At 46.3% G+C, this 23,669-nt stretch carries 26 protein-coding genes; 18 read left to right on the top strand and 8 right to left on the bottom strand.

The genetic code is table 11. The annotated features are described in order from the left end of the window. Positions 1 to 6: 6 nt before the first annotated feature. The 5 genes from IJ23_RS19905 (at position 7) to IJ23_RS19885 (ending at position 5,822) form a co-directional block, all read left to right on the top strand. On the top strand, positions 7 to 594 hold the full coding sequence (locus IJ23_RS19905; RefSeq protein ID WP_033907164.1) for an aminodeoxychorismate/anthranilate synthase component II: 588 nt from the start codon (positions 7 to 9) through the stop codon (positions 592 to 594). Between the two features lie 361 nt (positions 595 to 955). Continuing rightward, positions 956 to 2,167: an aspartate aminotransferase family protein gene (locus IJ23_RS19900; protein WP_005381420.1), complete on the top strand. Its 1,212-nt coding sequence runs from the start codon at positions 956 to 958 to the stop codon at positions 2,165 to 2,167. A 109-nt stretch (positions 2,168 to 2,276) separates the two neighbouring features. Beyond that, complete coding sequence (gene astA / locus IJ23_RS19895) at positions 2,277 to 3,296, top strand: arginine N-succinyltransferase (RefSeq protein WP_033907163.1); 1,020 nt, start codon at positions 2,277 to 2,279, stop codon at positions 3,294 to 3,296. A 28-nt stretch (positions 3,297 to 3,324) separates the two neighbouring features. Beyond that, positions 3,325 to 4,782, top strand: a complete 1,458-nt coding sequence (astD, locus tag IJ23_RS19890; RefSeq protein WP_033907162.1) for a succinylglutamate-semialdehyde dehydrogenase — start codon at positions 3,325 to 3,327, stop codon at positions 4,780 to 4,782. A gap of 248 nt (positions 4,783 to 5,030) precedes the next feature. Next, positions 5,031 to 5,822, top strand: a complete 792-nt coding sequence (locus tag IJ23_RS19885; RefSeq protein WP_033907161.1) for a DUF1338 domain-containing protein — start codon at positions 5,031 to 5,033, stop codon at positions 5,820 to 5,822. A gap of 136 nt (positions 5,823 to 5,958) precedes the next feature. Here IJ23_RS19885 and crp read toward each other — a convergent pair whose 3' ends face one another. The 6 genes from crp to IJ23_RS19855 all read right to left on the bottom strand — a co-directional run bounded on the left by crp (position 5,959) and on the right by IJ23_RS19855 (position 11,572). Then, complete coding sequence (gene crp / locus IJ23_RS19880) at positions 5,959 to 6,591, bottom strand: cAMP-activated global transcriptional regulator CRP (protein WP_005381432.1); 633 nt, start codon at positions 6,589 to 6,591, stop codon at positions 5,959 to 5,961. A gap of 240 nt (positions 6,592 to 6,831) precedes the next feature. After that, complete coding sequence (locus IJ23_RS19875; protein WP_033907160.1) at positions 6,832 to 7,701, bottom strand: phosphoribulokinase; 870 nt, start codon at positions 7,699 to 7,701, stop codon at positions 6,832 to 6,834. A gap of 125 nt (positions 7,702 to 7,826) precedes the next feature. Next, the gene (locus tag IJ23_RS19870) at positions 7,827 to 8,039 is read right to left on the bottom strand and encodes a YheU family protein (protein ID WP_005382815.1); all 213 of its coding nucleotides are present in this window, start codon (positions 8,037 to 8,039) and stop codon (positions 7,827 to 7,829) included. A 33-nt stretch (positions 8,040 to 8,072) separates the two neighbouring features. Then, positions 8,073 to 9,080: a hydrolase gene (locus IJ23_RS19865; protein WP_033907159.1), complete on the bottom strand. Its 1,008-nt coding sequence runs from the start codon at positions 9,078 to 9,080 to the stop codon at positions 8,073 to 8,075. A gap of 87 nt (positions 9,081 to 9,167) precedes the next feature. After that, positions 9,168 to 9,656: a TIGR02444 family protein gene (locus tag IJ23_RS19860; RefSeq protein WP_033907158.1), complete on the bottom strand. Its 489-nt coding sequence runs from the start codon at positions 9,654 to 9,656 to the stop codon at positions 9,168 to 9,170. Continuing rightward, positions 9,653 to 11,572: an ABC transporter ATP-binding protein gene (locus IJ23_RS19855; protein WP_033907157.1), complete on the bottom strand. Its 1,920-nt coding sequence runs from the start codon at positions 11,570 to 11,572 to the stop codon at positions 9,653 to 9,655. Before IJ23_RS19855 ends, IJ23_RS19860 begins: the two co-directional genes overlap by 4 nt. Before the next feature lie 209 nt (positions 11,573 to 11,781). Between IJ23_RS19855 and kefG the strand changes: the two genes are divergently transcribed. From kefG to IJ23_RS19830, 5 genes are all read left to right on the top strand, one after another. Next, complete coding sequence (kefG, locus tag IJ23_RS19850) at positions 11,782 to 12,375, top strand: glutathione-regulated potassium-efflux system ancillary protein KefG (protein ID WP_017821749.1); 594 nt, start codon at positions 11,782 to 11,784, stop codon at positions 12,373 to 12,375. Further along, positions 12,359 to 14,155, top strand: a complete 1,797-nt coding sequence (gene kefB, locus IJ23_RS19845) for a glutathione-regulated potassium-efflux system protein KefB (protein ID WP_017633740.1) — start codon at positions 12,359 to 12,361, stop codon at positions 14,153 to 14,155. The genes kefG and kefB overlap by 17 nt, the downstream gene beginning before the upstream one ends. Positions 14,156 to 14,188: 33 nt before the next feature. Continuing rightward, entirely contained in the window at positions 14,189 to 14,389 is a 201-nt protein-coding gene (locus tag IJ23_RS19840; protein ID WP_005381449.1) for a YheV family putative zinc ribbon protein, read from the top strand. Between the two features lie 92 nt (positions 14,390 to 14,481). Continuing rightward, a complete protein-coding gene (slyD, locus tag IJ23_RS19835) occupies positions 14,482 to 15,033 on the top strand; it encodes a peptidylprolyl isomerase (RefSeq protein ID WP_005381451.1) in 552 nt (183 codons plus the stop codon). A 131-nt stretch (positions 15,034 to 15,164) separates the two neighbouring features. Next, on the top strand, positions 15,165 to 16,106 hold the full coding sequence (locus IJ23_RS19830) for an isoaspartyl peptidase/L-asparaginase family protein (protein WP_031812779.1): 942 nt from the start codon (positions 15,165 to 15,167) through the stop codon (positions 16,104 to 16,106). A 72-nt stretch (positions 16,107 to 16,178) separates the two neighbouring features. Here the strand turns inward: IJ23_RS19830 and IJ23_RS19825 are convergent, their stop codons facing one another. Both IJ23_RS19825 and IJ23_RS19820 read right to left on the bottom strand, forming a co-directional pair. Beyond that, entirely contained in the window at positions 16,179 to 16,406 is a 228-nt protein-coding gene (locus IJ23_RS19825) for a SlyX family protein (protein WP_005381455.1), read from the bottom strand. Then, positions 16,403 to 17,389, bottom strand: a complete 987-nt coding sequence (locus IJ23_RS19820; RefSeq protein WP_017633742.1) for a WD40 repeat domain-containing protein — start codon at positions 17,387 to 17,389, stop codon at positions 16,403 to 16,405. Before IJ23_RS19820 ends, IJ23_RS19825 begins: the two co-directional genes overlap by 4 nt. A gap of 128 nt (positions 17,390 to 17,517) precedes the next feature. Here IJ23_RS19820 and fkpA point away from each other — a divergent pair, with 128 nt between their 5' ends. From fkpA to fusA, 8 genes are all read left to right on the top strand, one after another. Further along, positions 17,518 to 18,300, top strand: coding sequence for an FKBP-type peptidyl-prolyl cis-trans isomerase (gene fkpA / locus IJ23_RS19815; protein WP_033907156.1), 783 nt, complete (start codon positions 17,518 to 17,520; stop codon positions 18,298 to 18,300). 143 nt (positions 18,301 to 18,443) lie between these two features. Next, positions 18,444 to 19,166, top strand: coding sequence for a helix-turn-helix transcriptional regulator (locus IJ23_RS19810; protein ID WP_005382804.1), 723 nt, complete (start codon positions 18,444 to 18,446; stop codon positions 19,164 to 19,166). Further along, positions 19,163 to 19,558, top strand: a complete 396-nt coding sequence (gene tusD, locus IJ23_RS19805; RefSeq protein WP_033907155.1) for a sulfurtransferase complex subunit TusD — start codon at positions 19,163 to 19,165, stop codon at positions 19,556 to 19,558. Before IJ23_RS19810 ends, tusD begins: the two co-directional genes overlap by 4 nt. Further along, positions 19,555 to 19,911 carry a sulfurtransferase complex subunit TusC gene (gene tusC, locus IJ23_RS19800; protein ID WP_005382801.1) on the top strand — a complete coding sequence of 119 codons (357 nt, stop codon included), beginning with the start codon at positions 19,555 to 19,557 and terminating at the stop codon, positions 19,909 to 19,911. The genes tusD and tusC overlap by 4 nt, the downstream gene beginning before the upstream one ends. 7 nt (positions 19,912 to 19,918) lie before the next feature. Next, the gene (gene tusB, locus IJ23_RS19795; RefSeq protein ID WP_033907154.1) at positions 19,919 to 20,194 is read left to right on the top strand and encodes a sulfurtransferase complex subunit TusB; all 276 of its coding nucleotides are present in this window, start codon (positions 19,919 to 19,921) and stop codon (positions 20,192 to 20,194) included. A gap of 177 nt (positions 20,195 to 20,371) precedes the next feature. Then, on the top strand, positions 20,372 to 20,746 hold the full coding sequence (gene rpsL, locus IJ23_RS19790) for a 30S ribosomal protein S12 (RefSeq protein ID WP_004399892.1): 375 nt from the start codon (positions 20,372 to 20,374) through the stop codon (positions 20,744 to 20,746). A gap of 101 nt (positions 20,747 to 20,847) precedes the next feature. Next, on the top strand, positions 20,848 to 21,318 hold the full coding sequence (gene rpsG, locus IJ23_RS19785) for a 30S ribosomal protein S7 (RefSeq protein ID WP_005382796.1): 471 nt from the start codon (positions 20,848 to 20,850) through the stop codon (positions 21,316 to 21,318). A gap of 75 nt (positions 21,319 to 21,393) precedes the next feature. Beyond that, on the top strand, positions 21,394 to 23,493 hold the full coding sequence (gene fusA / locus IJ23_RS19780; RefSeq protein WP_005382794.1) for an elongation factor G: 2,100 nt from the start codon (positions 21,394 to 21,396) through the stop codon (positions 23,491 to 23,493). The last annotated feature ends 176 nt before the right edge of the window (positions 23,494 to 23,669 follow it).

The following is a 23,669-nucleotide window of genomic DNA, read 5'->3' as shown; positions in this document are numbered from 1 at the left end:
AGTCCCATGCTGTTAATTATCGATAATTATGATTCGTTTACCTACAACCTTTACCAATACTTCTGCGAGCTTGGTGCAGACGTAAAGGTGGTGCGTAACGATGAAATCGATATCCAAGGCATTGAGGCGATCAACCCAACTCATTTGGTGATCTCGCCAGGGCCATGTACGCCGAACGAAGCAGGCATTTCACTGAAAGCGATAGAACACTTCGCTGGTAAGTTGCCGATCCTAGGAGTTTGTCTTGGTCATCAGGCGATTGCACAAGTGTTTGGAGGGGAAGTGGTACGTGCTCGACAAGTGATGCACGGCAAGACCTCACCAATTCGTCACAACGGTCGCAGTGTGTTTAAAAATCTGAATAACCCACTCACGGTAACCCGTTATCACTCTCTTGTGGTGAAAAACGGTACTTTACCCGACGTGTTTGAACTGACTGCATGGACAGAACTGCCTGACGGAAGCATGGATGAAATAATGGGTTACCAACATAAAACCTTGCCAATTGATGCGGTGCAATTCCACCCAGAATCAATCAAAACTGAGCAAGGTCACGAGTTGCTTGCGAACTTTTTAGCACGCAAAGCGATCTGATCGCGATCACTTTTCTTAACAAATCATTCATCTTTTTGCTGAGGTGAGCGGATTGCAAAACTATGCGATTCTCTCGAGTCTCTTTGTCTATTCATGTCTTTTTAAACCTTCTATCCCCTGTATTACATAACATTTATAAAAAATCACTTCTCTATTTTACTTTCTTGATGCATAAATAGTCATAAGCAGTGATTAATGGAAGTTACTTTCGAGAACGAAAAGAATAAATCACTATTGAAATGGTTAATTAAATGTAAATACAATGCCGCAATAGCTTAAATGCAAAACATTATTTGCTGGCAAAGAGAGCCGGTTAAATTCGCTTATCTGCTACGCATGCGGTATCAAGAAGGAATGTGCAATGACAACGGAAATTAAAGTAGAGCGCGGTTTATTCGATGAGGTAATGGTACCTTGCTATAACCCGATGGAAATGATCCCTGTTAAAGGTGAAGGTTCACGTGTTTGGGATCAGGAAGGTAATGAATACATCGACTTTGCTGGTGGTATTGCAGTGAGCTGTCTTGGCCATTGTCATCCAGTAATGGTAAACGCACTAACAGAGCAAGCTAACAAGCTTTGGCACTTAAGTAACGTTATGACGAACGAACCAGCCCTTCGTCTGGCGAAAAAGCTAACAGAAGTGAGTTTTGCTGAGCGAGTGTTCTTTGCTAACTCTGGCGCAGAAGCAAACGAAGCCGCTTTGAAGCTGGCACGTCGTTATGCAGCAGACGTTCATGGCACTGAGAAATCTGAAATCATTGCATTCAAACAAGGTTTCCACGGTCGTACATTCTTTACCGTAACGGTTGGTGGCCAAGCGGCATACTCTGACGGTTTCGGTCCTAAGCCAGGCGACGTGACACACCTTCCTTACAACGATATCGAAGCTTTACAAGCGCACATGTCTGATCGTACTTGTGCGGTCATGATGGAGCCACTACAAGGTGAAGGCGGCATCGTGCCACCAACGCCTGAGTTCGCTCAAGCGGTTCGCGAGCTGTGTGACAAACACAACGCCTTACTGATCTTCGATGAAGTGCAAACTGGTAATGGCCGTACAGGTAACTTCTACGCTTACCAAGGTTTAGGTATCACGCCAGATATTCTAAGTACTGCGAAATCACTTGGTGGCGGTTTCCCAATCGGTGCAATGCTAACGACAGCAAAATTGGCAGAGCACATGAAAGTGGGCACTCACGGTTCTACATATGGCGGTAACCCACTAGCGTGTGCGGTTGCAGAAGCGGTTGTAAATGAAGTTACTAAGCCAGAGGTGTTGGCTGGTGTGCTAGAACGCGAAGCAATGTTCCGTGAAGGCCTAGAGAAGATCAACGCGAAGTACAACATCTTCTCAGAAGTGCGCGGTCAAGGCCTATTACTTGGCGCTGCACTAAATGAAGAATGGCAAGGCCGTGCGCGTGACGTGCTGGTTGCTGCAGGTAAACAAGGTCTCATGGTATTGGTTGCGGGTGCCAATGTCGTACGTTTCACACCATCACTCGTTATCACACAACAAGAAATTGAAGAAGGCTTGGCGAAACTGGATAAAGCGATCGCGACTTTAGTTTAAGCGCGATATCAGTTTAAACGTCAACGCAGACACCCCCGTCAAGGATCTCTGATGGGGGAATTGTTCCTACAATATAGTTAGGATCTTCTTGCATCTGGAGGGAGTATTGATGCTAGTAGTTCGCCCTATCGCGATGTCGGATTACGACGCACTGCACACTTGTGCGGTGGAGTCTGGTCACGGATTTACATCTCTACCGGTTAACGAAGAACTGTTAACCAATCGAATCAAACATTCAGAGTACAGCTTTGGTAAGTCAGATGTGGCAGAACCAGGCGATGAAGGCTACCTGATGGTTGGCTTTGACTCTGAAACGGGTGAGGTTGCGGGTACCACCGGAATCGAAGCATCTATCGGCTGGGATGTCCCATTTTACTCATATCACATTAGTAAAGTTGTGCACTCGTCGCCAAAGCTTGGCGTTAACAACGTTGTTAAACTGCTTACTTTTGGTAATAACTACACGGGTAACAGCGAAATTTGTACCTTGTTCTTGCGTGAGAAATTCCGCCAAGGTCTGAATGGTCGTCTAATGTCGAAGTGTCGTTTCCTAATGATGGCTGAGCACCCAGAGCGCTTCTCTGAAACGATCTTTGCGGAGATGCGTGGCGTTTCAGACGACGAGGGTAATTCACCATTCTGGCAATGGCTTCAAGAGCATTTCTTCTCTATCGATTTCACGCTTGCAGATTACCTGACAGGTATCGGCAAGAAAGGCTTTATCGCCGACTTGATGCCGAAACTGCCTATTTACATCAATCTGCTCAGCCCAGAAGCGCAAGCCGTGATTGGTCAAGTACATGACAACACGCGTCCAGCGCTGAAGCTGCTTGAGCGTGAAGGTTTTACCAACCGAGGCTACGTCGACATCTTCGATGGTGGCCCAACGGTTGAGTGTGATCTGCGTAATATTGAGTCGGTACGTCATTCATTCCGCGCGCAAGTCAAAATCTCTGAACATTCCAGCACACAAGACTTCTTGATGTGTAATTCATCTTTCGAGAACTTCCGTGCGACAGTCACTAAGGCGGCGTATGACGCAGAGACACAGAGCGTAATGATCGCACCAGACGTTGCGGATGCACTTTCGGTTGAAGAAGGGGATTTCGTTCGCCTTCTTCCGCAGTAACAGACGACAGAATTTAAGGATAGAAACAATGACACATTGGATTGCAGGTGAATGGGTACAAGGTCAGGGTGAAGCATTTACGTCTCTGTCGCCGTACAACCAAGAAGTGATCTGGCAAGGCAAAGGTGCAACGGCAGAGCAGGTGAACCAGGCGGTATCTGCAGCGCGTAAAGCGTTTATTGACTGGAAAAAGCGCCCATTTTCAGAGCGTGAGGCAATCGTGTTGGCTTTTGCGGAGAAAGTAAAAGAGAACAGCGAAAAAATCGCCGAAGTCATTGCCAAAGAAACCGGTAAGCCAATTTGGGAAACGCGCACTGAAGCAGCGGCAATGGCAGGTAAAATTGCCATTTCGATTCGCGCTTATCATGACCGCACTGGTGAGGCGAGCCGTGAAGCAGCAGGCAACCAAATCGTATTGCGCCACCGCCCAATGGGCGTGATGGCGGTGTTTGGTCCTTACAACTTCCCAGGCCACCTACCAAATGGTCACATTGTACCTGCGCTACTGGCTGGTAACACGGTAGTCTTCAAACCGTCTGAGCAAACGCCATGGACGGGTGAATTGGCAATGAAGCTATGGGAAGAAGCCGGTCTGCCGAAAGGCGTGATTAACCTTGTTCAAGGCGCGAAAGAAACTGGTATCGCCCTCGCTGACGCAAAAGGCATTGATGGCGTACTGTTTACGGGTAGCGCAAATACGGGGCATGTATTACACCGTCAATTTGCGGGTCAACCGGGCAAGATGCTCGCACTAGAAATGGGTGGTAATAACCCGATGGTGATCTCTGATAAATATGGTGATTTGGATGCCACGGTTTATACCATCATCCAGTCAGCGTTTATCAGTGCTGGGCAGCGTTGTACGTGTGCTCGTCGTTTGTATGTGCCATTGGGTGAAAAAGGCGATGCGCTTATCACCAAGCTCGTTGAAGCGACACGCAATATTCGCGTAGACCAACCATTTGCAGAACCTGCGCCATTTATGGGACCGCAAATTTCGGTCGCGGCAGCCAAGTTTATTCTTGATGCACAAGCTAATCTACAGTCTCTTGGCGGTGAAAGCTTGATTGAAGCGAAAGCAGGAGAGGCGGCGTTTGTTTCTCCTGGCATCATTGATGTAACGAACATTGCTGAGTTACCAGATGAAGAATACTTCGGCCCACTTCTGCAAGTGGTGCGTTACGAAGGGTTAGACAAAGCCGTGGCGCTAGCAAACGATACGCGCTTTGGCTTATCTGCTGGTTTGGTCTCAACCGACGACCAAGAATGGGAATACTTCGTTGACCACATTCGTGCTGGCATCGTGAACCGTAACCGCCAGCTCACTGGTGCAAGCGGTGATGCGCCATTTGGTGGCCCGGGGGCGTCGGGTAACTTGCGCCCAAGCGCTTACTACGCAGCAGATTACTGTGCGTACCCAATGGCATCAATGGAAGGTCAAGAAACTGTCTTGCCTGCAACATTGAGTCCAGGTGTAGCGCTATAAGTTTTAATAATAGAGTCGCAACTATGCATTGCGGCTCACCTTGCCGGCGCATCATTTAGGTATGGGTTGTAGTGATCGTTGGCAGAACACGAAAAGTGAGCAAAGACTCGGAAAAGCGTGTTGACTGACTGGCATTTACCGTCACAGGTTGATGGTTGCTCGTTCATTATTCTGGACAACTTTTGTTGTGAACGAGCAGCCAACTTCCGCTTACCTTTAAACTCTACATCTCGTAACAAGGAGTCGTTATGACGCCCGATGTGTTATTTGAATCGCTATGGCAAGATTACATTCAACGTCTTTGCCCTTCGGCTGCTAAAGTGCATCAGCTGCTTCAAGAAGATGAGCCTCTGATTAATGATCATATAGCTTTACGTACCTTCAATATCGCGCCTCTTGGTATTGAAACTCTAGCTAAGCCATTTGTAGCTATTGGTTACAAGGCGTGTGGTGATTACGTTTTCGAAAGCAAAAAGCTAGTTGCTAAGCACTATGAGCACCCAGATCCGAAGCAACCTAAAGTATTTATTAGTGAGCTAAAAGTTGAAGAGTGCTCGCCTGAGCTACAAGAGATTGTGAAAAATTTGGTGGCACAAGTCGATGCTGACAAGCTGAACGATAGCGCATTCTTACATGGTGGACGCTTGTGGGATTTAAGCTTTGTTGATTACCAAACGTTGGCTAAAGAAAGTGAGTACGCATCTTGGCTTGCGGCGCATGGTTACGGAGCAAACCACTTCACGGTGAGCGTTAACCAGCTCAATGAATATGAAGAAGTGAAGCAGGTAAACGATCATCTGCGTACCGCTGGGTTTACCATTAATGAAAATGGTGGTGAAGTGAAGGGCACTCCTGAGGTGTTGCTAGAGCAGTCATCGACCATGGCAGATAAAGTAGCGGTTCGTTTTAGCGAAGGCACTGAAATTATCCCTGGCGGGTTTTATGAATTTGCTAAGCGCTATCCGATGGAAAATGGTGATTTGTACCCAGGTTTCGTGGCCGCTTCAGCTGACAAAATCTTTGAAAGTACGAATGGCTAAGTTTTAGGGTTAACCTGTTAAGCTTACTCATTAGTGTTCGCTGCACCCTATCTCATTTGGTCATGAGCAAATAAAAAGCCACCAATGTTGCCATTGGTGGCTTTTATAATTTTGTTCGTGTCACTCTAGTTCGAGATTAACGAGTACCGTAAACCACGATGGTTTTACCGTGAGCAGAGATTAGGTTCTGCTCTTCTAGCATCTTCAAGATACGACCTACTGTCTCACGAGAACAGCCAACAATTTGACCGATTTCTTGACGAGTGATCTTGATTTGCATGCCGTCTGGGTGAGTCATTGCGTCTGGTTGTTTTGCAAGGTTCAGAAGCGTCTGAGCGATACGACCAGTTACGTCTAGGAACGCCAGGTCACCCACTTTTTGGCTAGTTACTTGAAGACGACGAGCCATCTGCGCAGAAAGACGCATTAGGATGTCTGGGTTTACTTGGATAAGCTGACGGAACTTCTTGAAAGAAATTTCAGCAACTTCACAAGGAGATTTAGCACGAACCCAAGCTGTGCGCTCTTGGTCTTCCTCGAATAGACCAAGTTCACCAATAAAGTCTCCTTGGTTTAGGTAAGAAAGGATCATCTCCTTACCTTCTTCGTCTTTGATAAGAACCGCAACAGAACCTTTAACGATGTAGTACAAAGTTTCTGCCTTTTCGCCCGCGTGAATTAGCGTGCTCTTTGAAGGGTACTTATGAATATGACAGTGTGAAAGAAACCACTCTAATGTTGGGTCGGTTTGAGGTTTACCTAGAACCATAATATCTCACTTCCTCTGCAGGGTACGCTTGCGCTATCCATATTTTAGCTAAGCCTGAATTAGGCCTACTAGAATAAGAGCACTTTTTATATGCTGCAAGCTCTCTTGTGTTTCGGTAAGAAATAGTATCCTTTTTCGAAAACGATTTCTTGATTTTAATCGTGCCATGATTGAGATTTTGTAAGCAAAACTGTGCACATGATCACGGTATGAAAAGTAAACATCTTCGCTGGCAGGTTTTTAGCCAATTTTCCCTGTTTCGATGAGCTGTTGTAGGATAGGCCGAACTATGAGCTCCATTGCAAAGCTCATCTTACCGCCGGGTACGACAATCGTGTTGTGGCGTGACATGAATGAGCCATCAATCATGGCCAGCAGATATGGGAAGTCGACATTCTTGATACCGCGTAGGCGAATCACCACAAAACTCTCATCCAAACTAGGGATGCCTTTTGCATTAAGTGGGTTGGAAGTATCAACGGTCGGTACGCGCTGGAAGTTGATGTGAGTACGAGAAAACTGCGGAGTGATATAGTTGAGATAATCGTCCATGGATCGCACGATTGAGTCCATTACCGCTTCACGCGAATGGCCGCGATCGCGAGTGTCACGTACGAATTTTTGGATCCACTCTAAGTTCACAATCGGCACCATGCCAATTAATAAATCCACATGTTGAGCAACATTAACATCGCCATCGACCACGCCACCATGTAACCCTTCATAAAACAGCACGTCGCTGTTTTCGGGTAAGTCTTGCCACGGTGTAAACGTGCCTGGCATTTGATTGTAGGGAACCGCTTCGTCAAACGTGTGCAGATAACGGCGCACGCTGCCAGTACCATCATGCCCGAACTTACGGAAAAACTCTTCTAATCCCGGGAAGTCATTAGCTTGTGGGCCAAAGTAGCTAATGTGTCGACCTTGCTCGCGGGCTTTGCGAATTTCGATGTCCATTTCTGGGCGAGTAAAGCGATGGAAGCTATCGCCTTCAACCCATGCGGGTTTAACGTTCATCATATTGAACATTTTACGGAAGGCTTCAGATGTAGTGGTCGTGCCGGCACCGGACGAACCAGTAACCGCAATAATTGGGTGTTTAGCTGACATGACAAACCTTGTCGAAAATTACTTACCTGTAATGTGCAGTAGAGTTACTACTGCACGGTCGATATCCCACTATAGCACGTAACAATACCTTGTCATCGAGTGGGATACGGTAAAATGTGAAGGGTCTAAAATTTTGTTTTATGCTGAATATCGACGGTTTCGTGTAGCTCAGAGAACACGATAACCGCTTCACCTTTTTCCAATTGAGCTTTAACTTGATCAATTTTGTCTTGCAAAGAAACCTCGACGGTTCCGTAATCCGTTCCTTCGCGTAAGACGAATTCACGAATTAAGTTTTCCAATGTTTCCGGCGCAATGTCTTGCCATGGAATGATCATAAATACCTCTAACTTTTATGATGAGCGGCTAGTTTACTGCGTTCGTTGCTTGGATACAGCAGAAAGGTAATCTGCGGCGATACTTTCGTAATACGCGGGCAGCGCTTCCTCCAACCAAAACTTAGGTTTTAACGCCGTTCCTGTTAGGAAGCCAACATGGCCACCGTGTTCAAAGAGACGGTAATCAATGTTATCTGGCAGAACAAATTTCGGTATCACATCATCGGTCATGAACGGATCGTCTTTGGCATGGATGATCAGTGTGGGTAGCGTGATCTGTTGTAATTTACTTAAGCCTGAACATTGATCGTAATAATCTTGTGCGTCTTTAAAACCATGCAATGGTGCGGTGATCAAATCATCGAATTCATACAGCCGTGTGACACGTTTTATTGAGTTGTAGGACAGCGCAAGCTCACCATGCAGTAGATGATGCTTTTGTAACGCGTTACGTTTCAGTGAAGAAAGCAGGTAACGGCGATACACTTTTGAAAAGCCTTGTTCTATACGGTTCGCACACGCCGCTAGGTCTAAAGGCGCTGAGATAATAGTCGCTGCATTCAAAATAGGGTGGTCTTTATATTGGGCTAAATAATTCGCCAACATGTTACCGCCAAGAGAAATACCAACTGCAACTTTGGGATTATCAGGAAAACGTTGTTCAAGGTGCTCTAGGAAGTAACGAGCATCCGTCACTTCTCCCGAGTGATAAGCTCGTGCTTTTTTGTTTGGTTTACCGCTGCAGCCACGAAAATGCATCATCACCGACAGCCATCCAGATTGAGCAAATGCATTCATTAGCCCATTGGCATAAGGGCTATAGAAGCACCCCTCTAACCCATGAAATAAAACAAAAATCGGCTTTTTTTGTGCAGGCTCTTGGGTTGGGTCCTCGCTCCACGCGAGATCGAGAAAGTCGCCATCGGATGTATCGAGGGTTTGCCAAATCGGCGTAAATAACGCTTTTTTGCGAATAAAACGCGGCAAAAGCGTTTGGAGATGCGGGTTTTTGATCCCGGCGGCTGCGAAAAATTGTGTCATACCTAACTGCTCTTATGCGGTCCTTCGGTGTCCGTTGAAGAACTTATTAATATAATCCTTTATAAAGATTATAGGTATTCTACAGATTTATGGGCGTTTTGGTGGTTGAATGTTTGGCACCGGAATAGCAAAGGCTTGCTGCAAATGCTCCCCACCGAGTTGACGACAGTATCTCAACGTCAGTGGGTCACCATCATTTTTGAGTAGTGCAAGTGAGTTAATGCAGTCCACCAAATCCGCTTGTTGCTGCTTTTCTAGTTGCAGCTCAAACTGCAAGGTCTCACGATACAAAGCGTCATTGACTTGAGACTTAAGGTGGCGACGAAGGTCGCGAAAGGAGTGAAGTAAAGTTTCGCTCCTACCTAGACAGTCTTGCACCAAGGGCCAGTCTTTTTCTTGGAAAATGAGTTGCTGCTCATCGAGCCACCTGAGCAGCAGGAGTAGGTTCACGTTACCGTGGTAGTTGTTCTGTAATGATAAACACGCCTCTTTCACTTCTCGCACACCATAAAATTGCAGACTAAACTGCCAAAGGTGTTCTAGGGTGAGTGTGTATTCAGCGTGTTGATTACTCATTGATTAAACTCTAGCTCCATCTGCTCCAACGTTTCTTGAGCAGACATCCATTCCATTTCAATTTCTTCGAGCTCAGCTTTACTGGAAGCTTGAAGTGCCAGCACTTGGTTAAGTTTAGCTTTATTTTCGGCCGTATACAGTGAGTTGTCCGCCAATTGTTCTTCAGCTTCTGCCAGTGCAGCACCTAACTTATCCATTTTATTTTCTAGTTGTGTCAGCGTTTTGCGAATTGGCGCTGTCTGTTTTCGAAACTCTGCATCGCGACGTTTTTGCTCTTTCTTCGCAGCTGCGCTGTTGGCCGTATCTTTGCTTGGCTGCGCAGCCTGCGCTTCTTTGCGTTCCGCTCTTTGTTGTTCGGTTAACCATTTATAATAGTCATTTAAATCACCGTCGAACGGAGCAACTTGTCGATCATGCACTAAATACAAGTCATCGGTCGTAGCGCGCAGTAAATAGCGGTCGTGCGAAACAATCACCATCGCACCTTCGAATGTTTGCAGTGCCATCGTCAATGCCTGACGCATGTCCAAGTCTAAGTGGTTGGTCGGTTCATCAAGTAGCAACAGGTTTGGCTTTTGCCACACAATTAAAGCCAATACCAAACGGGCTTTTTCGCCACCAGAAAACGGCGCAACTTTTTCTAGTGCTTTGTCACCTTGGAAGCCAAAGCTACCTAGGTAATCACGTAGCTGCTGTTCGGTTTGATCGGGTGCGATTTGCATCATGTGTTGCAGCGGCGTTTCTTCAGGATGAAGCGTTTCTAACTGGTGCTGAGCGAAGTAACCAATTTTCACGCCTTGTGAGTAAGTTAGGTCACCACCTTGCGCGTTAAGTTCACCAGAGAGCAGCTTGATTAAGGTCGATTTACCCGCACCGTTACGACCAAGTAGACCAATGCGGCTGCCCGGTACTAGGTTAAGGCGGATCTTCTCTAGGATCAGGTTGTCACCGTAGCCTGCTGACACTTCATCCATCATCATGATTGGGTTTGGTAGGGCTGCAGGATCGCGGAACTGGAAACTAAATGGGTTATCGAACTGCGCTGGCAGTACCTTTTCCATACGCTCCAGCGCTTTAATACGGCTTTGTGCTTGGCGCGCTTTCGATGCTTTGTAACGGAAGCGGTCAATGTAGCTTTGCATGTGCGACATCTGTTTCTGTTGCTTCTCGAACATCGCTTGTTGCAGAACCATTTTTTGTGCGCGTTGGTTTTCGAATGACGAGTAGTTACCCGTGTATTCGTTCAACTGCTGGTTCTCGATGTGAATGATGCGACCAACGATCGGGTCCAAGAAGTCACGGTCGTGCGAGATCAGAATCAGCGTGCCTGGGTAGTTTTGTAGCCAACGTTCAAGCCACATCACTGCGTCTAAGTCCAAGTGGTTGGTTGGCTCATCGAGTAGCAATAAGTCAGAACGGCACAATAGCGCTTGAGCCAAGTTAAGACGCATACGCCAACCACCCGAGAATTGGGTCAAACTCCAACTCATTTGCTCTTGGCTGAACCCTAAACCATCGAGCAGTTCTGCCGCGCGAGCGCGAATGCTGTAACCACCAATGGTTTCAATTTTACCGTGTATCTCGGCAACTAGGGTTCCGTTGTCTTGTGTTTCTGCTTCAGCTAACTGCTTTTCGAGAGCGCGGTATTCGCGATCACCATCAATGACGTATTCCAGTGCAGTGCGCTCTAGCGCAGGCGTTTCCTGTGCGACCCAGGCCAACTCCCAGTGTTGAGGTTGGCTAAATGAGCCAGCATCAATTGACAGTTCATCTTTCAGTAGGGCAAACAGCGTTGATTTACCGCAGCCGTTTTTGCCCACAAGACCGACTTTATCGCCAGGGTGGATAGTCGCAGATGCTTGGTCTAAAAGAGGTTTACCGCCACGCAGTAACTGAATATCAGAGAAGGTAATCATAAAGTTTTCATTCACTTTGCGCAGTGCGCGTTGCTTGGTTACATAGCGAAGTGGTTTCAATCGTTTTTAAAGCCACTTGGGTATATATCTAGCGGTGAATAGTAGGGGTATTGGCCGGAAAAGTCGATTGATTCGCTTTAATTGCATTATGCTGTACAAAAAAGTATAACAATTTGATAACGGATAAAAATAACCACAAGGACGACCATTTGGCTGTTGCACCGTCTATTCTCCCAAAAGTTCTGGTCATTTATGCTCATCCAGAGCCACATAACTCGATTGCCAATCAAGTGATGATAAAAAAAGCTCAGTCGCTTGATCACGTCACTGTGCACGATCTTTACGGTGTTTACCCCGATTTCTTTATTGATGTGAATTACGAACATGAGTTGTTGCTCGCTCACGATGTGATTGTATTTCACCACCCACTTTATATGTATTCATGTCCAGCCCTATTAAAAGAGTGGCTAGACCGAGTGTTAGGTAAAGGCTTTGCGTTTGGCGGAGGTGCGGCGCTAGAAGGAAAATACTGGCGCAGTGTCATTACAACAGGTGGTAAAGAAGAAGCCTTCAGCGCGAAGGGGTACAACAAATACCCACTTGAGCAAATCTTGCAACCGTTTGAACTGACGGCAGCCCTATGTCAAATGCACTGGATTGAACCACTGGTGTTGTATTGGTCAAGAAATGTTTCAGATATTGAACGCTACGAACATGCCGAGTTATACCGTGGATGGCTGAGTAACCCACTTGAAAACTGGCAAGCGGCAGAGCGAGGAGGTCAGTATGGCGATCACCAGTGAGTTTCTTCAAAGCAGTGTGGTCTTTCTTTCGGCTGCGGTTATTGCGGTGCCGATTGCTCAGCGCCTTGGGCTTGGCTCGGTTTTAGGTTATTTACTCGCTGGTGTGTTGATTGGCCCATGGGGGCTTGGCTTAATTAGCGACGTTGATGCCATTTTGCATTTTGCCGAGCTTGGGGTTGTGTTGTTACTGTTTTTGATAGGGCTGGAATTAAACCCTAAAAAATTGTGGCAGATGCGAGGGCCGATTTTAGGTTTAGGCGGTGCGCAGGTTGTGGTCACGACCGCCGTGATTGGTAGTGTCGTCAGTATGTTTGGCGTAAGCATGCAAGTGAGTTTGGTGATCGGGATGGGGTTGGCGCTGTCCTCGACGGCGATTGCGCTTAAAGTCATTGAAGAGCAAGGGCTTAATGGTACCGAAACGGGGCAATCTGGTTTTGCGGTGCTGCTCTTTCAAGATATTGCAGTGATCCCGATGCTGGCGATGTTGCCCTTGCTAGCAGGCGGGCATAGCGGTGGAAGTTGGTTGGATGTCTTCACTATTTTAGGCAGTGTGGTAGCACTGTTGATTGGAGGTCACTTTTTACTACGTCCGCTATTTCGTTTTGTCGTGATGAGCGGCGTTCGTGAACTCTTTACCGTTGCTGCACTTTTAGTCGTGCTTGGCATTTCGGTCGTGATGCAAAAGCTCGGCCTTTCGATGGCATTGGGGACTTTTTTAGCAGGCGTTTTGCTGGCAGAGAGTGAGTATCGCCATGAGTTGGAAATCGCTATCGAGCCATTTAAAGGTCTGTTGTTGGGGTTATTCTTTATTGCGGTGGGCATGGCGGTAAACTTGGGGTTATTGGCATTACATCCTTTAGAGATTCTCGGTGCGGTGGTGGCTTTGGTCGTGGTTAAGGGTTTGGTTTTGTATGCATTGGCGAGAGCTGCCCGTGTCGGAGCCAAAGCGAGAAGCCGTATGGCTGCAATTTTGAGCCAAGGCGGTGAGTTTGCCTTTGTCATATTTACCGCGGCGAGCCAAGAGGGCATTTTGTCCAAAGAGCAAGTGGCGTTTCTGTTGGTGGTGGTCAGTCTATCCATGGTGACGACTCCTCTTTTGCTGATGGGACAAAAGAAGTGGTTTGCTCATACCCTGAATCAAGAAGAAGAGGGCATGACCACGAAAGTCGTGGATCGCCGACCACGCGTTATCATTGCAGGCTTTGGACGTTTCGGTCAGATCGTCGGACGTTTAATGTATGCCAATAAAATCAAAGTGACAGTATTAGAAAGTGATGCCAGCCAAATCCACCTATTACGTAAGTATGGTTACAAAGTGTTTTATGGCGATGCTACACAAATTGACCTATTGAGGGCTGCTGGCGCTGATAAAGCGGAAGCATTGATTATTTGTACTGATTCACCTGATGAGGTGATGGCCATCGTGGACATTTGTCGCGTGCACTTCCCGAAACTTAAGTTGTTAGCCCGAGCAAGAAGCCGTGTCGAGGCTTACCAGTTAATGAGTCATGGTGTAGAGAATTACTCTCGTGAAACATTTTTAGGGGCGCTAGATCTCGGTCGCCAAGCGCTCGTAGAACTGGGTATGCATCCTTATCAAGCAAAGCGGGCAGAAGCACATTTTCGCAAGTTAGATAATGCTATGCTTAAGGACTTATTGCCTCAACACAATGAAGATAAGAAATTAGCTCAAAGAGCGAAAGAGGCCCGCAAAGAGCTAGAAGAAATATTTGGTCGTGAAATGGAGAGCGACCATCAGTCACCTAATCATTGGAAGTAGTACTTGAGCCAAGACTCAAGCTAAGGAAATAGCGTGAAAATCAAGAAACGTTTTATTGCCGGCGCTAGCTGCCCAAATTGCAGCCAGCAAGATACCCTGCGCTGGTGGATTGAAAATAACATCGAATTAGTTGAGTGTGTCGAGTGTGAGTTTACAGAGCAGCGTAAACCACAATCTGTAGAGAAAAATAAACACTCAGATCAGGAAATGATCGGAATTTTTAAGCCGGAGTAATTGAACTTCGATAATTGATCCCCATAATACACCCAGATATCTCAGTACTTAACCCCATTCAGGTTAAGTCAATTAATCTCCCTGGAGTTAGTATGAAAATTGAAAAGAACGTTGTTGCAAGCCTTGCATACAAAGTAATGATGGAAGACGGTGTCGTTGTTGATCAATCAACAGCAGAAGCACCTCTAGATTACCTTCATGGTCACAACAACCTAATCACAGGTCTTGAAAAAGAACTTGAAGGTAAAGTGGCTGGCGACAAGTTCTCAGTAACGGTAGCTCCTGAAGAAGCTTACGGTGAGCACAACGATGCGCTAGTACAGCGCGTTCCTGCGGACGTGTTCCAAGGCGTTGAGCAAATCGAAGTGGGCATGCGCTTCCTAGCTGACACTGACCAAGGTCCAATCCCTGTTGAAGTAACAGAAGTTGACGGCAACGAAGTGGTTGTTGACGGTAACCATATGTTAGCTGGTCAAACACTAACTTTCGAAGTAGAAGTTATGTCTACACGTGAAGCAACAGCAGAAGAGATCGAACACGGTCACATCCATCAAGGTGGTGGCTGTTGTGGTGGTCACGATCATGACCACGATCACGAAGAAGAAGGCGGCTGCTGTGGCGGCGGTAGCTGTGGTTCTCACTAATCATAAGCTCCTTCACTAGATAATCTAATCTAGCAAAGCTTTGAAAAGCGCAAGTTGAGTTTTCAACTTGCGCTTTTTGTTTATCTAAGGTGTAGTGCCAACCATACAAGGAATAACAGTTGGACAAAGCGATGACGAAACCTTTCTCGATTGCCATTCATGGTGGTGCGGGCACCATCTTGCGTGAACAGATGAGCGATGAGCTGCAACAATCCATCTTGGCGGATTTAGAAGCTGCGGTAAAAGCGGGACATCAAATTCTAGACACGGGCGGTGAAGCCTTAGATGCCGTCGTAGCGGCAGTGAAAGTATTGGAAGACTCTCCTAACTTTAATGCGGGTAAAGGCTCAGTGCTGACCAACAACGAAATGGTTGAAATGGACGCTTCTGTGATGGATGGGCGAAACCTTGCAGCAGGCGCGGTCGCTGGGGTTCGTCATATCAGAAACCCAATTGAACTCGCTCGTGACGTGATGCGAAACAGCAATCATGTGCTGTTGGTGGGTGAGGGCGCAGAGAAGTTTGCTTTTGAGCAAGGCCATGAGTATACCGAGCAAGATTACTTCTTTACTGATCGCCGTTATGAGCAGTTGCTGTCTATGCGTGAGAAAGGACTGTTTGCTTTGTCGGAATCTCGTTACCCAGATGACCGTAAGCACGGTACGGTTGGTGCGGTAGCGTTAGATCAACAAGGCAACTTAGCCGCTGCCACCAGTACGGGTGGCGTGACGAATAAGAAATACAACCGAGTCGGAGATTCGGCTCTTATTGGTTGTGGTACGGTGGCCGAAAATGGCGTCGTGGCAGTTTCCACTACGGGTGTCGGCGAGTTCTTTATTCGTAAACGTGTTGCGGAAGACGTTGCAGCACGTATGCGTTACTTACAAGAAGATATTCATACGGCTTGTGAACACATTATCCAGGGTGATCTCAAACAGATGGGCGGAGAGGGCGGTTTGATTGCCATTGATGCTAAAGGTGAGATGCACTTTGCGATGAACAGTTCTGGCATGTACCGAGCAGGCATTAATACGCAAGGCGAGCTGAGCGTTAAAATCTACGCCGACGAATAGCTTCCTCTTGAGTACATTAATACAACAAAGCCCAGAACATGTTCTGGGCTTTATGCTGTTTGAGCCTGCATTTTAATAATGCGGTGGTGGGGTTTCTTCTGACGGATCGGCTAAATTCGACGAGTCCATATTTTTTACTTTACCTACCACATATTTCATCTGATCGAGCATCTTGGTAATTTGCAGTTGTTGCTGCGATAAAGCGCCGTTCAGATCTTCAATAGTCTGTTCTTGGAACGCAAGCTGACATTCTAAGTCATTAATGCGTGCTTCCAATTGCTGAATGATTTTTTCTGTCATGATCCGTTCTCTAACTGCCAAGCTTGGGCAATACCTGCTGAAGTAGCAGTAATTACGCGTTGTTTTGAATCAAAGGCTGCATCATACACGACCGCACGGGGAGGGCGAGTGTCTTTTTTGGGCTCCACTTCAAATCCACTCATTCGTTTTCCGGTTTGAGTATCCCATATCGACACACGGCCAGAAGGGCTTCCTGTGACTAGTTGAGTCCCGTCGTCAGAAAATCGTGCGGTAGAGAAAATTAATTGGCGCGACCAACTGCTCAACTGTGTGACTTCTTGTCCAGTTTTTAAATTCCAAACAATCGCTTGGTTTCCGCCATCAGATGTCATTGCTAATTTTCCATCTCTTTGCAGGGCCACGCGAACAATTCGTTGTTCATGTTCGAAGGTTCGTAGTACTTGTCCGGTTTCGGTATCCCACAGATACGCTTTATAGTCATTACCTCCGGTTAGGGCGAAGCGCCCATTAGGAGAAATGGCCACGGAATTGACTTTTTCACGATGCGCAAGGAACTCCATGCGACGCCCGGTGACTAAGTTGACATAAATTGCTTTACCGTTGGATAACCCAAGCAGAACTTGTTCACCATTACTGGTGATATCAACGTCGCGAATGAGCGCATCAGAGATAGACCAAAGGCCTTCGGATTGCGTCCAGCCTAGGTCCCAAACTGCGAAGTTCATTTGGCTTGCTGTAATTGCGTAGCGACCATTGTCAGATATGCGGATATGGGAAACCACATTGGCATCGGCATCGAGTTCACCCAGATTGGCTAGTTGTTCATTTTGCTCTAGGTCCCACAACATCAAATGACGTTGTTGAGAATAGAGCAGAGCAAACCGTCCATCTCTGCTAAGTGCGAAGCTCGTCGCACCTTGAGGTTCTATCGGCCAACGCTGCACTTCACGCTCGGCGAAAAAGCAACCATTTAACGTGGTGATGACAATTAAATATAGGAATAAATGAAAAATTCTTTGCATCACATCTAATAATCCGGTTTGTGTCTTAAGACATATAGCTAGTATATTGGTATAACGATTGTCTTCACTAGTCTCATAGAAGATTTGTGCACAACAACCAATGGCAGAGCCATTATTGGGAGAATTTAATGAAATCAGTTTTAAAAGTGTCGCTACTTGCTGCAACAGTTATGCTAGCGGTAGGTTGTCAGAAAGAAGAAACTAAAACAGAAACCGCACCTCAAGCAGAACAAGTTCAAGCAGAAACCGGCAAAGCGGTTCACTTTAAAACCGACGACGACAAAGCGGCATACGCAATCGGTGTTTCATTTGCTAACTACCTAAGCACAAGCATCGACAAGCCAAGCGAAATAGGCATTAATCTTAACAAAGATTTGGTACTAAAAGGTATCGAAGACGTCTTCAAAGGCAATGCTGAATTGAATGAAGAAGAAACACGTGCAGCACTAGAATCTCTAGACAAGCGTGTTGCAGAAAAGATGCAAGCACAAGCGGCTGAGAAAGCAGCTGAAGCGAAAAAAGCTGGCGATGATTTCCGTACTGAGTTTGAGAAGCAAGAAGGCGTAGTGAAGACAGATACAGGTCTTCTATACCAAGTAATGACACCAGCTGAAGGTGAGAAGCCAAAAGACACTGATACGGTTCAAGTACACTACAAAGGTACTCTGATCGACGGTACTCAGTTCGACAGCTCATACGATCGTGGTGAACCTGCAACGTTCCCACTTAACCGTGTAATCCCAGGTTGGACAGAGGGTGTTCAGCTAATGCCTGTGGGTTCTAAATTCAAATTCGTTATCCCGCCAGAGCTAGCATACGGTGACCAAGACACACCAAGCATTCCTGCTAACTCAACGCTAGTATTTGAAGTTGAGCTGCTAAAAGTTGAGAACGACAACGCAGAGCAATAACAATAAGCTGCGATAAGTTATTGAAAAAGGTCCGTTTAACGGGCCTTTTTTGTTCTAGGTCACTAGTTGGTGAGTTTGCTAGGTTGCTTTTCAAATTTTCTGATAAACTTACACCAATTTGTTGATTTTTCGCTCGAAGGCTTATGACAACTACAGAAACAATAAACGCGGAGATGTTGCTCGAAATGGAATCCGTTAACGTGATGCCGTTTACCGAGCACGACAAAATCATTTTAAGATCTTATGAGGCGGTGGTTGATGGTATCGCCAGCCTGATAGGTCCATTTTGTGAAATCGTTCTTCACTCTCTAGAAGACTTAAACACCTCTGCAATTAAAATCGCTAACGGTGAAAATACGGGGCGCCAAGTCGGCTCACCAATCACTGATTTAGCGCTTAAGATGCTAAAAGACATCGAAGGCTCGGAGCGCAACTTCTCACGTTCGTACTTTACCCGTGCAAAAGGTGGCGTGTTGATGAAGTCGATTACTGTCGCCATTCGTAATGGCGAAAATCGCGTGATTGGTTTGTTGTGTATCAACGTCAACTTGGATGCGCCTTTCTCGCAAGTTCTTCAGTCTTTCATGCCGACGCAAGAAGCGAAAGAAGCGGCTTCCTCGGTCAACTTTGCTAGTGACGTAGAAGAGCTGGTGGACCAAACTGTTGAACGCACCATCGAAGAGATCAATGCGGATAAATCCGTGTCTAACAACACCAAAAATCGCCAGATCGTGATGGAGTTGTACGACAAAGGTATCTTCGATATTAAAGATGCCATCAACCGTGTTGCGGATCGCCTTAATATTTCAAAACACACCGTTTACTTGTACATTCGTCAACGTAAAACCGAGGATGATGAAAGGTGAGTAAACTGACTTACACGTTAGTGGTGAATGGTCCCGTTTATGGCAGACAGTCAGCGCGCAGTGCTTATCAGTTCGCCAAAGCGGTGATAGAGCAAGGCCATCAGCTAGTGAGCGTCTTCTTTTATCAAGATGGTGTGACTAATGGTACTGCTTTGAGTGTGCCAGCTAACGATGAATTTGATCTCAATAAGGCGTGGCAGTCTTTGGCTAAAGAGCATGGTGTTCGCCTAGAAACTTGTGTCGCGGCCGCTTTGCGTCGCGGGATTGTAAGTGAAGAAGAAGCGAATCAACATGGTTTGGTTCAGAACAATCTAGCCGATGGTTTTGAACAAGCAGGCTTAGGTAGCCTAGCTGAAGCGATGTTAACCCAAGACAGAGTGGTACAGTTTTGAGTCAGTTAACTTATCTATTTCGTAGTGCGCCACATGGCAGTGCAGCTGGTCGTGAAGGTGTGGATGCACTGTTAGCCGCGTCGGCTTACTGTGAAGATATCAGCGTCATTTTCATGGGGGACGGGGTATACCAGCTTCTACTCGGACAAGACCCCAACAATATTTTGAGTAAAGATTACGCGCCGATGTTAAAGCTTTTCGATTTATACGACATCGAACAAGTCTTTGTGTGTTCAGAGTCGTTAACCCAGCGAGGTTTGGCGCAAGCGGATTTAGTCATTGAAGCCCAAGCGTTAAGCTCAGAACAGCTCAAAGATAAGTTACAACACGCTGGCAAGCTACTGTCTTTTTGAGGAAGTTATGTTACACATCATAAAAACAGTCTCTGCTCTAGAAGACGCTATGCCTTTATGCAGTGAACAGGATGACATCTTACTTATAGAAGATGCAGTGTACGCTGCTAACTCGCAACATAAAGCATTTTCCCACCTAAACAACCGCAGCGTATTTGTGTTAGAGAGCGATACTCAAGCTCGCGGTATTGCAAATCGTATCAGTCCGTTGCTGACGATTGTGAATTACTCAGGCTTCGTTGAGCTAACAGCAAAACAGGATAAATCCCTAACTTGGGATTGAACAAGATTTGCTGTCGACAAAGCTTTACGGATGAATTGTTCTAATTGAACAAAAAAGATCCGTATATTTCTTGACACACCTCTCACTGCTGCATAGAATTTTGCGTCCCTAACTGCATTGGCAGTTGGGGATAGATTTTTCACAAAGCTTACTTTCAAGTAAATCAGGAGCTAGTTAATGGCAACTATTAACCAGTTGGTACGTAAGCCACGTGCAAAGCAAGTTGTTAAAAGCAACGTGCCTGCACTAGAAGCGTGCCCACAAAAACGTGGTGTATGTACTCGTGTTTACACTACTACACCTAAAAAACCTAACTCAGCACTTCGTAAAGTTTGTCGTGTACGTCTGACAAACGGCTTCGAAGTTACATCGTACATCGGCGGTGAAGGTCACAACCTTCAAGAGCACTCAGTTGTTCTAATCCGTGGTGGTCGTGTTAAAGACCTTCCAGGTGTGCGTTACCACACTGTTCGCGGCGCACTAGACTGTGCTGGCGTAAATGACCGTAAACAAGGTCGTTCTAAGTACGGTGTGAAGCGTCCTAAGTCTTAATGGATTCCGTTAAGTAAGGCCAAACACTAAATTATTTTTAATTTTTTGAAAAAACTGAAAAGTTTTGGATAAAACCTGAAGAAGACAACGGAGATAAATCCATGCCACGTCGTCGCGTCATTGGTCAGCGTAAGATCCTTCCAGATCCAAAATTCAAATCTGAATTGCTGGCAAAATTCGTTAACATCCTAATGGTTGACGGTAAAAAATCTACTGCAGAGAAAATCGTTTACACTGCACTAGATGCTATGGCTGAAAAGTCTGGTAAAGACCACTTAGCTATTTTTGAAGAAGCTCTTGAAAACGTTCGCCCAGCGGTAGAGGTTAAATCTCGCCGTGTTGGTGGTTCAACTTACCAAGTACCTGTAGAAGTACGTCCGGTTCGCCGTAACGCACTTGCTATGCGTTGGTTGGTTGAAGCTGCGCGCAAGCGTGGTGAAAAATCTATGGCTCAACGCCTAGCTGCTGAAATGCTAGACGCGTCTGAGAACAAAGGTACTGCGGTTAAGAAACGTGAAGACGTTCACCGCATGGCTGACGCAAACAAAGCGTTCGCTCATTACCGTTGGTAATACCTTCTGTGCTGCGAGGTTCTCTCGCAGCACTTTTCTATACTCTAAGGTACACCTTAGTAAGAGGATACAATCGTGGCTCGTAAAACTCCTATTGAGCTATACCGTAATATCGGTATCTGTGCTCACGTAGATGCAGGAAAAACAACCACAACTGAGCGTATTCTGTTCTACACTGGCCTTTCTCACAAAATCGGCGAAGTTCACGATGGTGCAGCAACCATGGACTGGATGGAGCAGGAGCAGGAGCGTGGTATCACTATCACATCCGCTGCGACTACTACATTCTGGCGTGGTATGGAAGCACAGTTCCCTGAGCATCGCGTAAACATCATTGATACCCCTGGACACGTTGACTTTACTATCGAAGTAGAGCGTTCTCTTCGTGTACTTGATGGTGCTGTGGTTGTGTTCTGTGGCTCATCTGGTGTTGAACCTCAGTCTGAAACTGTATGGCGTCAAGCAGACAAATACCACGTTCCACGTTTGGTATTTGTAAACAAGATGGACCGTGCGGGCGCAGACTTCCTACGCGTTGTGAACCAAATTAAGAATCGTCTTGGTGCGACTCCTGTTCCAATCCAGCTGAACGTTGGTGCGGAAGATGAGTTCAGAGGTGTCATCGACCTTATCAAGATGAAAATGATCAACTGGAATGATGCCGATCAAGGCACTTCGTTTACTTACGAAGACATCCCAGCTGACATGATTGAACTTGCTGAAGAGTGGCGCAACCACATGGTTGAATCCGCTGCTGAAGCTAGCGAAGAGCTGATGGACAAGTACCTTGAAGAAGGTGAATTGACTGAAGCTGAGCTCAAACAAGCTTTACGTACTCGCACACTAAATAACGAAATCGTACTGGCTACTTGTGGTAGTGCGTTTAAGAACAAAGGTGTTCAAGCGGTACTGGATGCAGTAGTTGAGTTCTTGCCATCGCCAGTTGACGTACCTGCAATTAAAGGTGTCGACGAAAGAGAAAATGAAGTTGAGCGTCATGCTGACGACAACGAACCTTTCTCTGCGCTAGCGTTTAAGATTGCGACTGACCCATTCGTGGGCACGTTAACTTTCATGCGTGTTTACTCCGGTGTTGTAAACTCGGGTGACGCTGTTTACAACTCAGTAAAAGAGAAGAAAGAGCGTTTCGGTCGTATCGTTCAGATGCATGCGAATAAGCGTGAAGAAGTGAAAGAAGTTCGCGCTGGTGATATTGCAGCTGCTATCGGTCTGAAAGACGTAACAACAGGTGACACACTGTGTGATCAGAACCACAAAGTGATTCTAGAACGCATGGAGTTCCCTGAACCAGTTATTCAGATTGCTGTAGAGCCTCGTTCTAAGGCAGACCAAGAGAAAATGGCTATCGCGCTAGGTAAACTAGCAGCGGAAGATCCATCATTCCGCGTGGAAACGGACGACGAATCAGGTCAGACTCTGATCTCAGGTATGGGTGAACTTCACCTAGACATTATCGTTGATCGTATGAAGCGTGAATTCAGCGTTGATTGTAACGTTGGTAAACCTCAGGTTGCTTACCGTGAAACCATTCGTGGTAAAGCGGAAGTTGAAGGTAAGTTTGTTCGTCAATCAGGTGGTCGTGGTCAATACGGTCATGTTTGGGTCAAACTCGAGCCTTCTGAGCCTGGTGAAGGTTTCGTATTCGTAGACGAAATCGTGGGCGGTGTGATTCCTAAGGAATACATCAGTTCGGTATCGAAAGGTATCGAAGAGCAAATGAATAGTGGTGTTCTAGCGGGTTACCCTGTACTAGATATTAAAGCTACACTATTTGATGGTTCTTACCACGATGTAGACTCAAGCGAGATGGCGTTTAAGATCGCTGGCTCGATGGCATTCAAGAAAGGTGCACTAGAAGCACAACCTGTGATTCTAGAACCTATGATGAATGTCGAAGTAACCACTCCGGAAGACTGGATGGGTGACGTTGTTGGTGACCTAAACCGTCGTCGCGGTATCATTGAAGGCATGGACGAAGGTGTGGCTGGTCTTAAGATCATCCGTGCTCAAGTACCACTATCCGAAATGTTCGGTTACGCAACTGATCTACGTTCTGCAACTCAAGGCCGTGCGTCTTACTCTATGGAGTTTCACGAGTACGCTGAAGTGCCGAAAAACTTCGCAGATAAAATTATTGCAGAGCGTGGTTACTAATTGACGATTGAACTGCAAAAAGTTTACGACTTTTTGCGAGATCAGGGCGTCCAAATATTGCGCTAACGGGCGTTGGCGCATAAAATAACAATTTCTGGCGCGTCGTCGATCAATAATGATCACGACGAATCATAACTAGGAAGGAACACGATCGTGTCTAAAGAAAAATTTGAACG

Source organism: Vibrio sp. OY15 (genome assembly GCF_000742455.1).
Classification (GTDB): Bacteria; Pseudomonadota; Gammaproteobacteria; order Enterobacterales; family Vibrionaceae; genus Vibrio; species Vibrio alginolyticus.
Note: the sequence above shows the minus strand (reverse complement) of the source record. Positions and strands in the feature narration are given on the sequence as shown.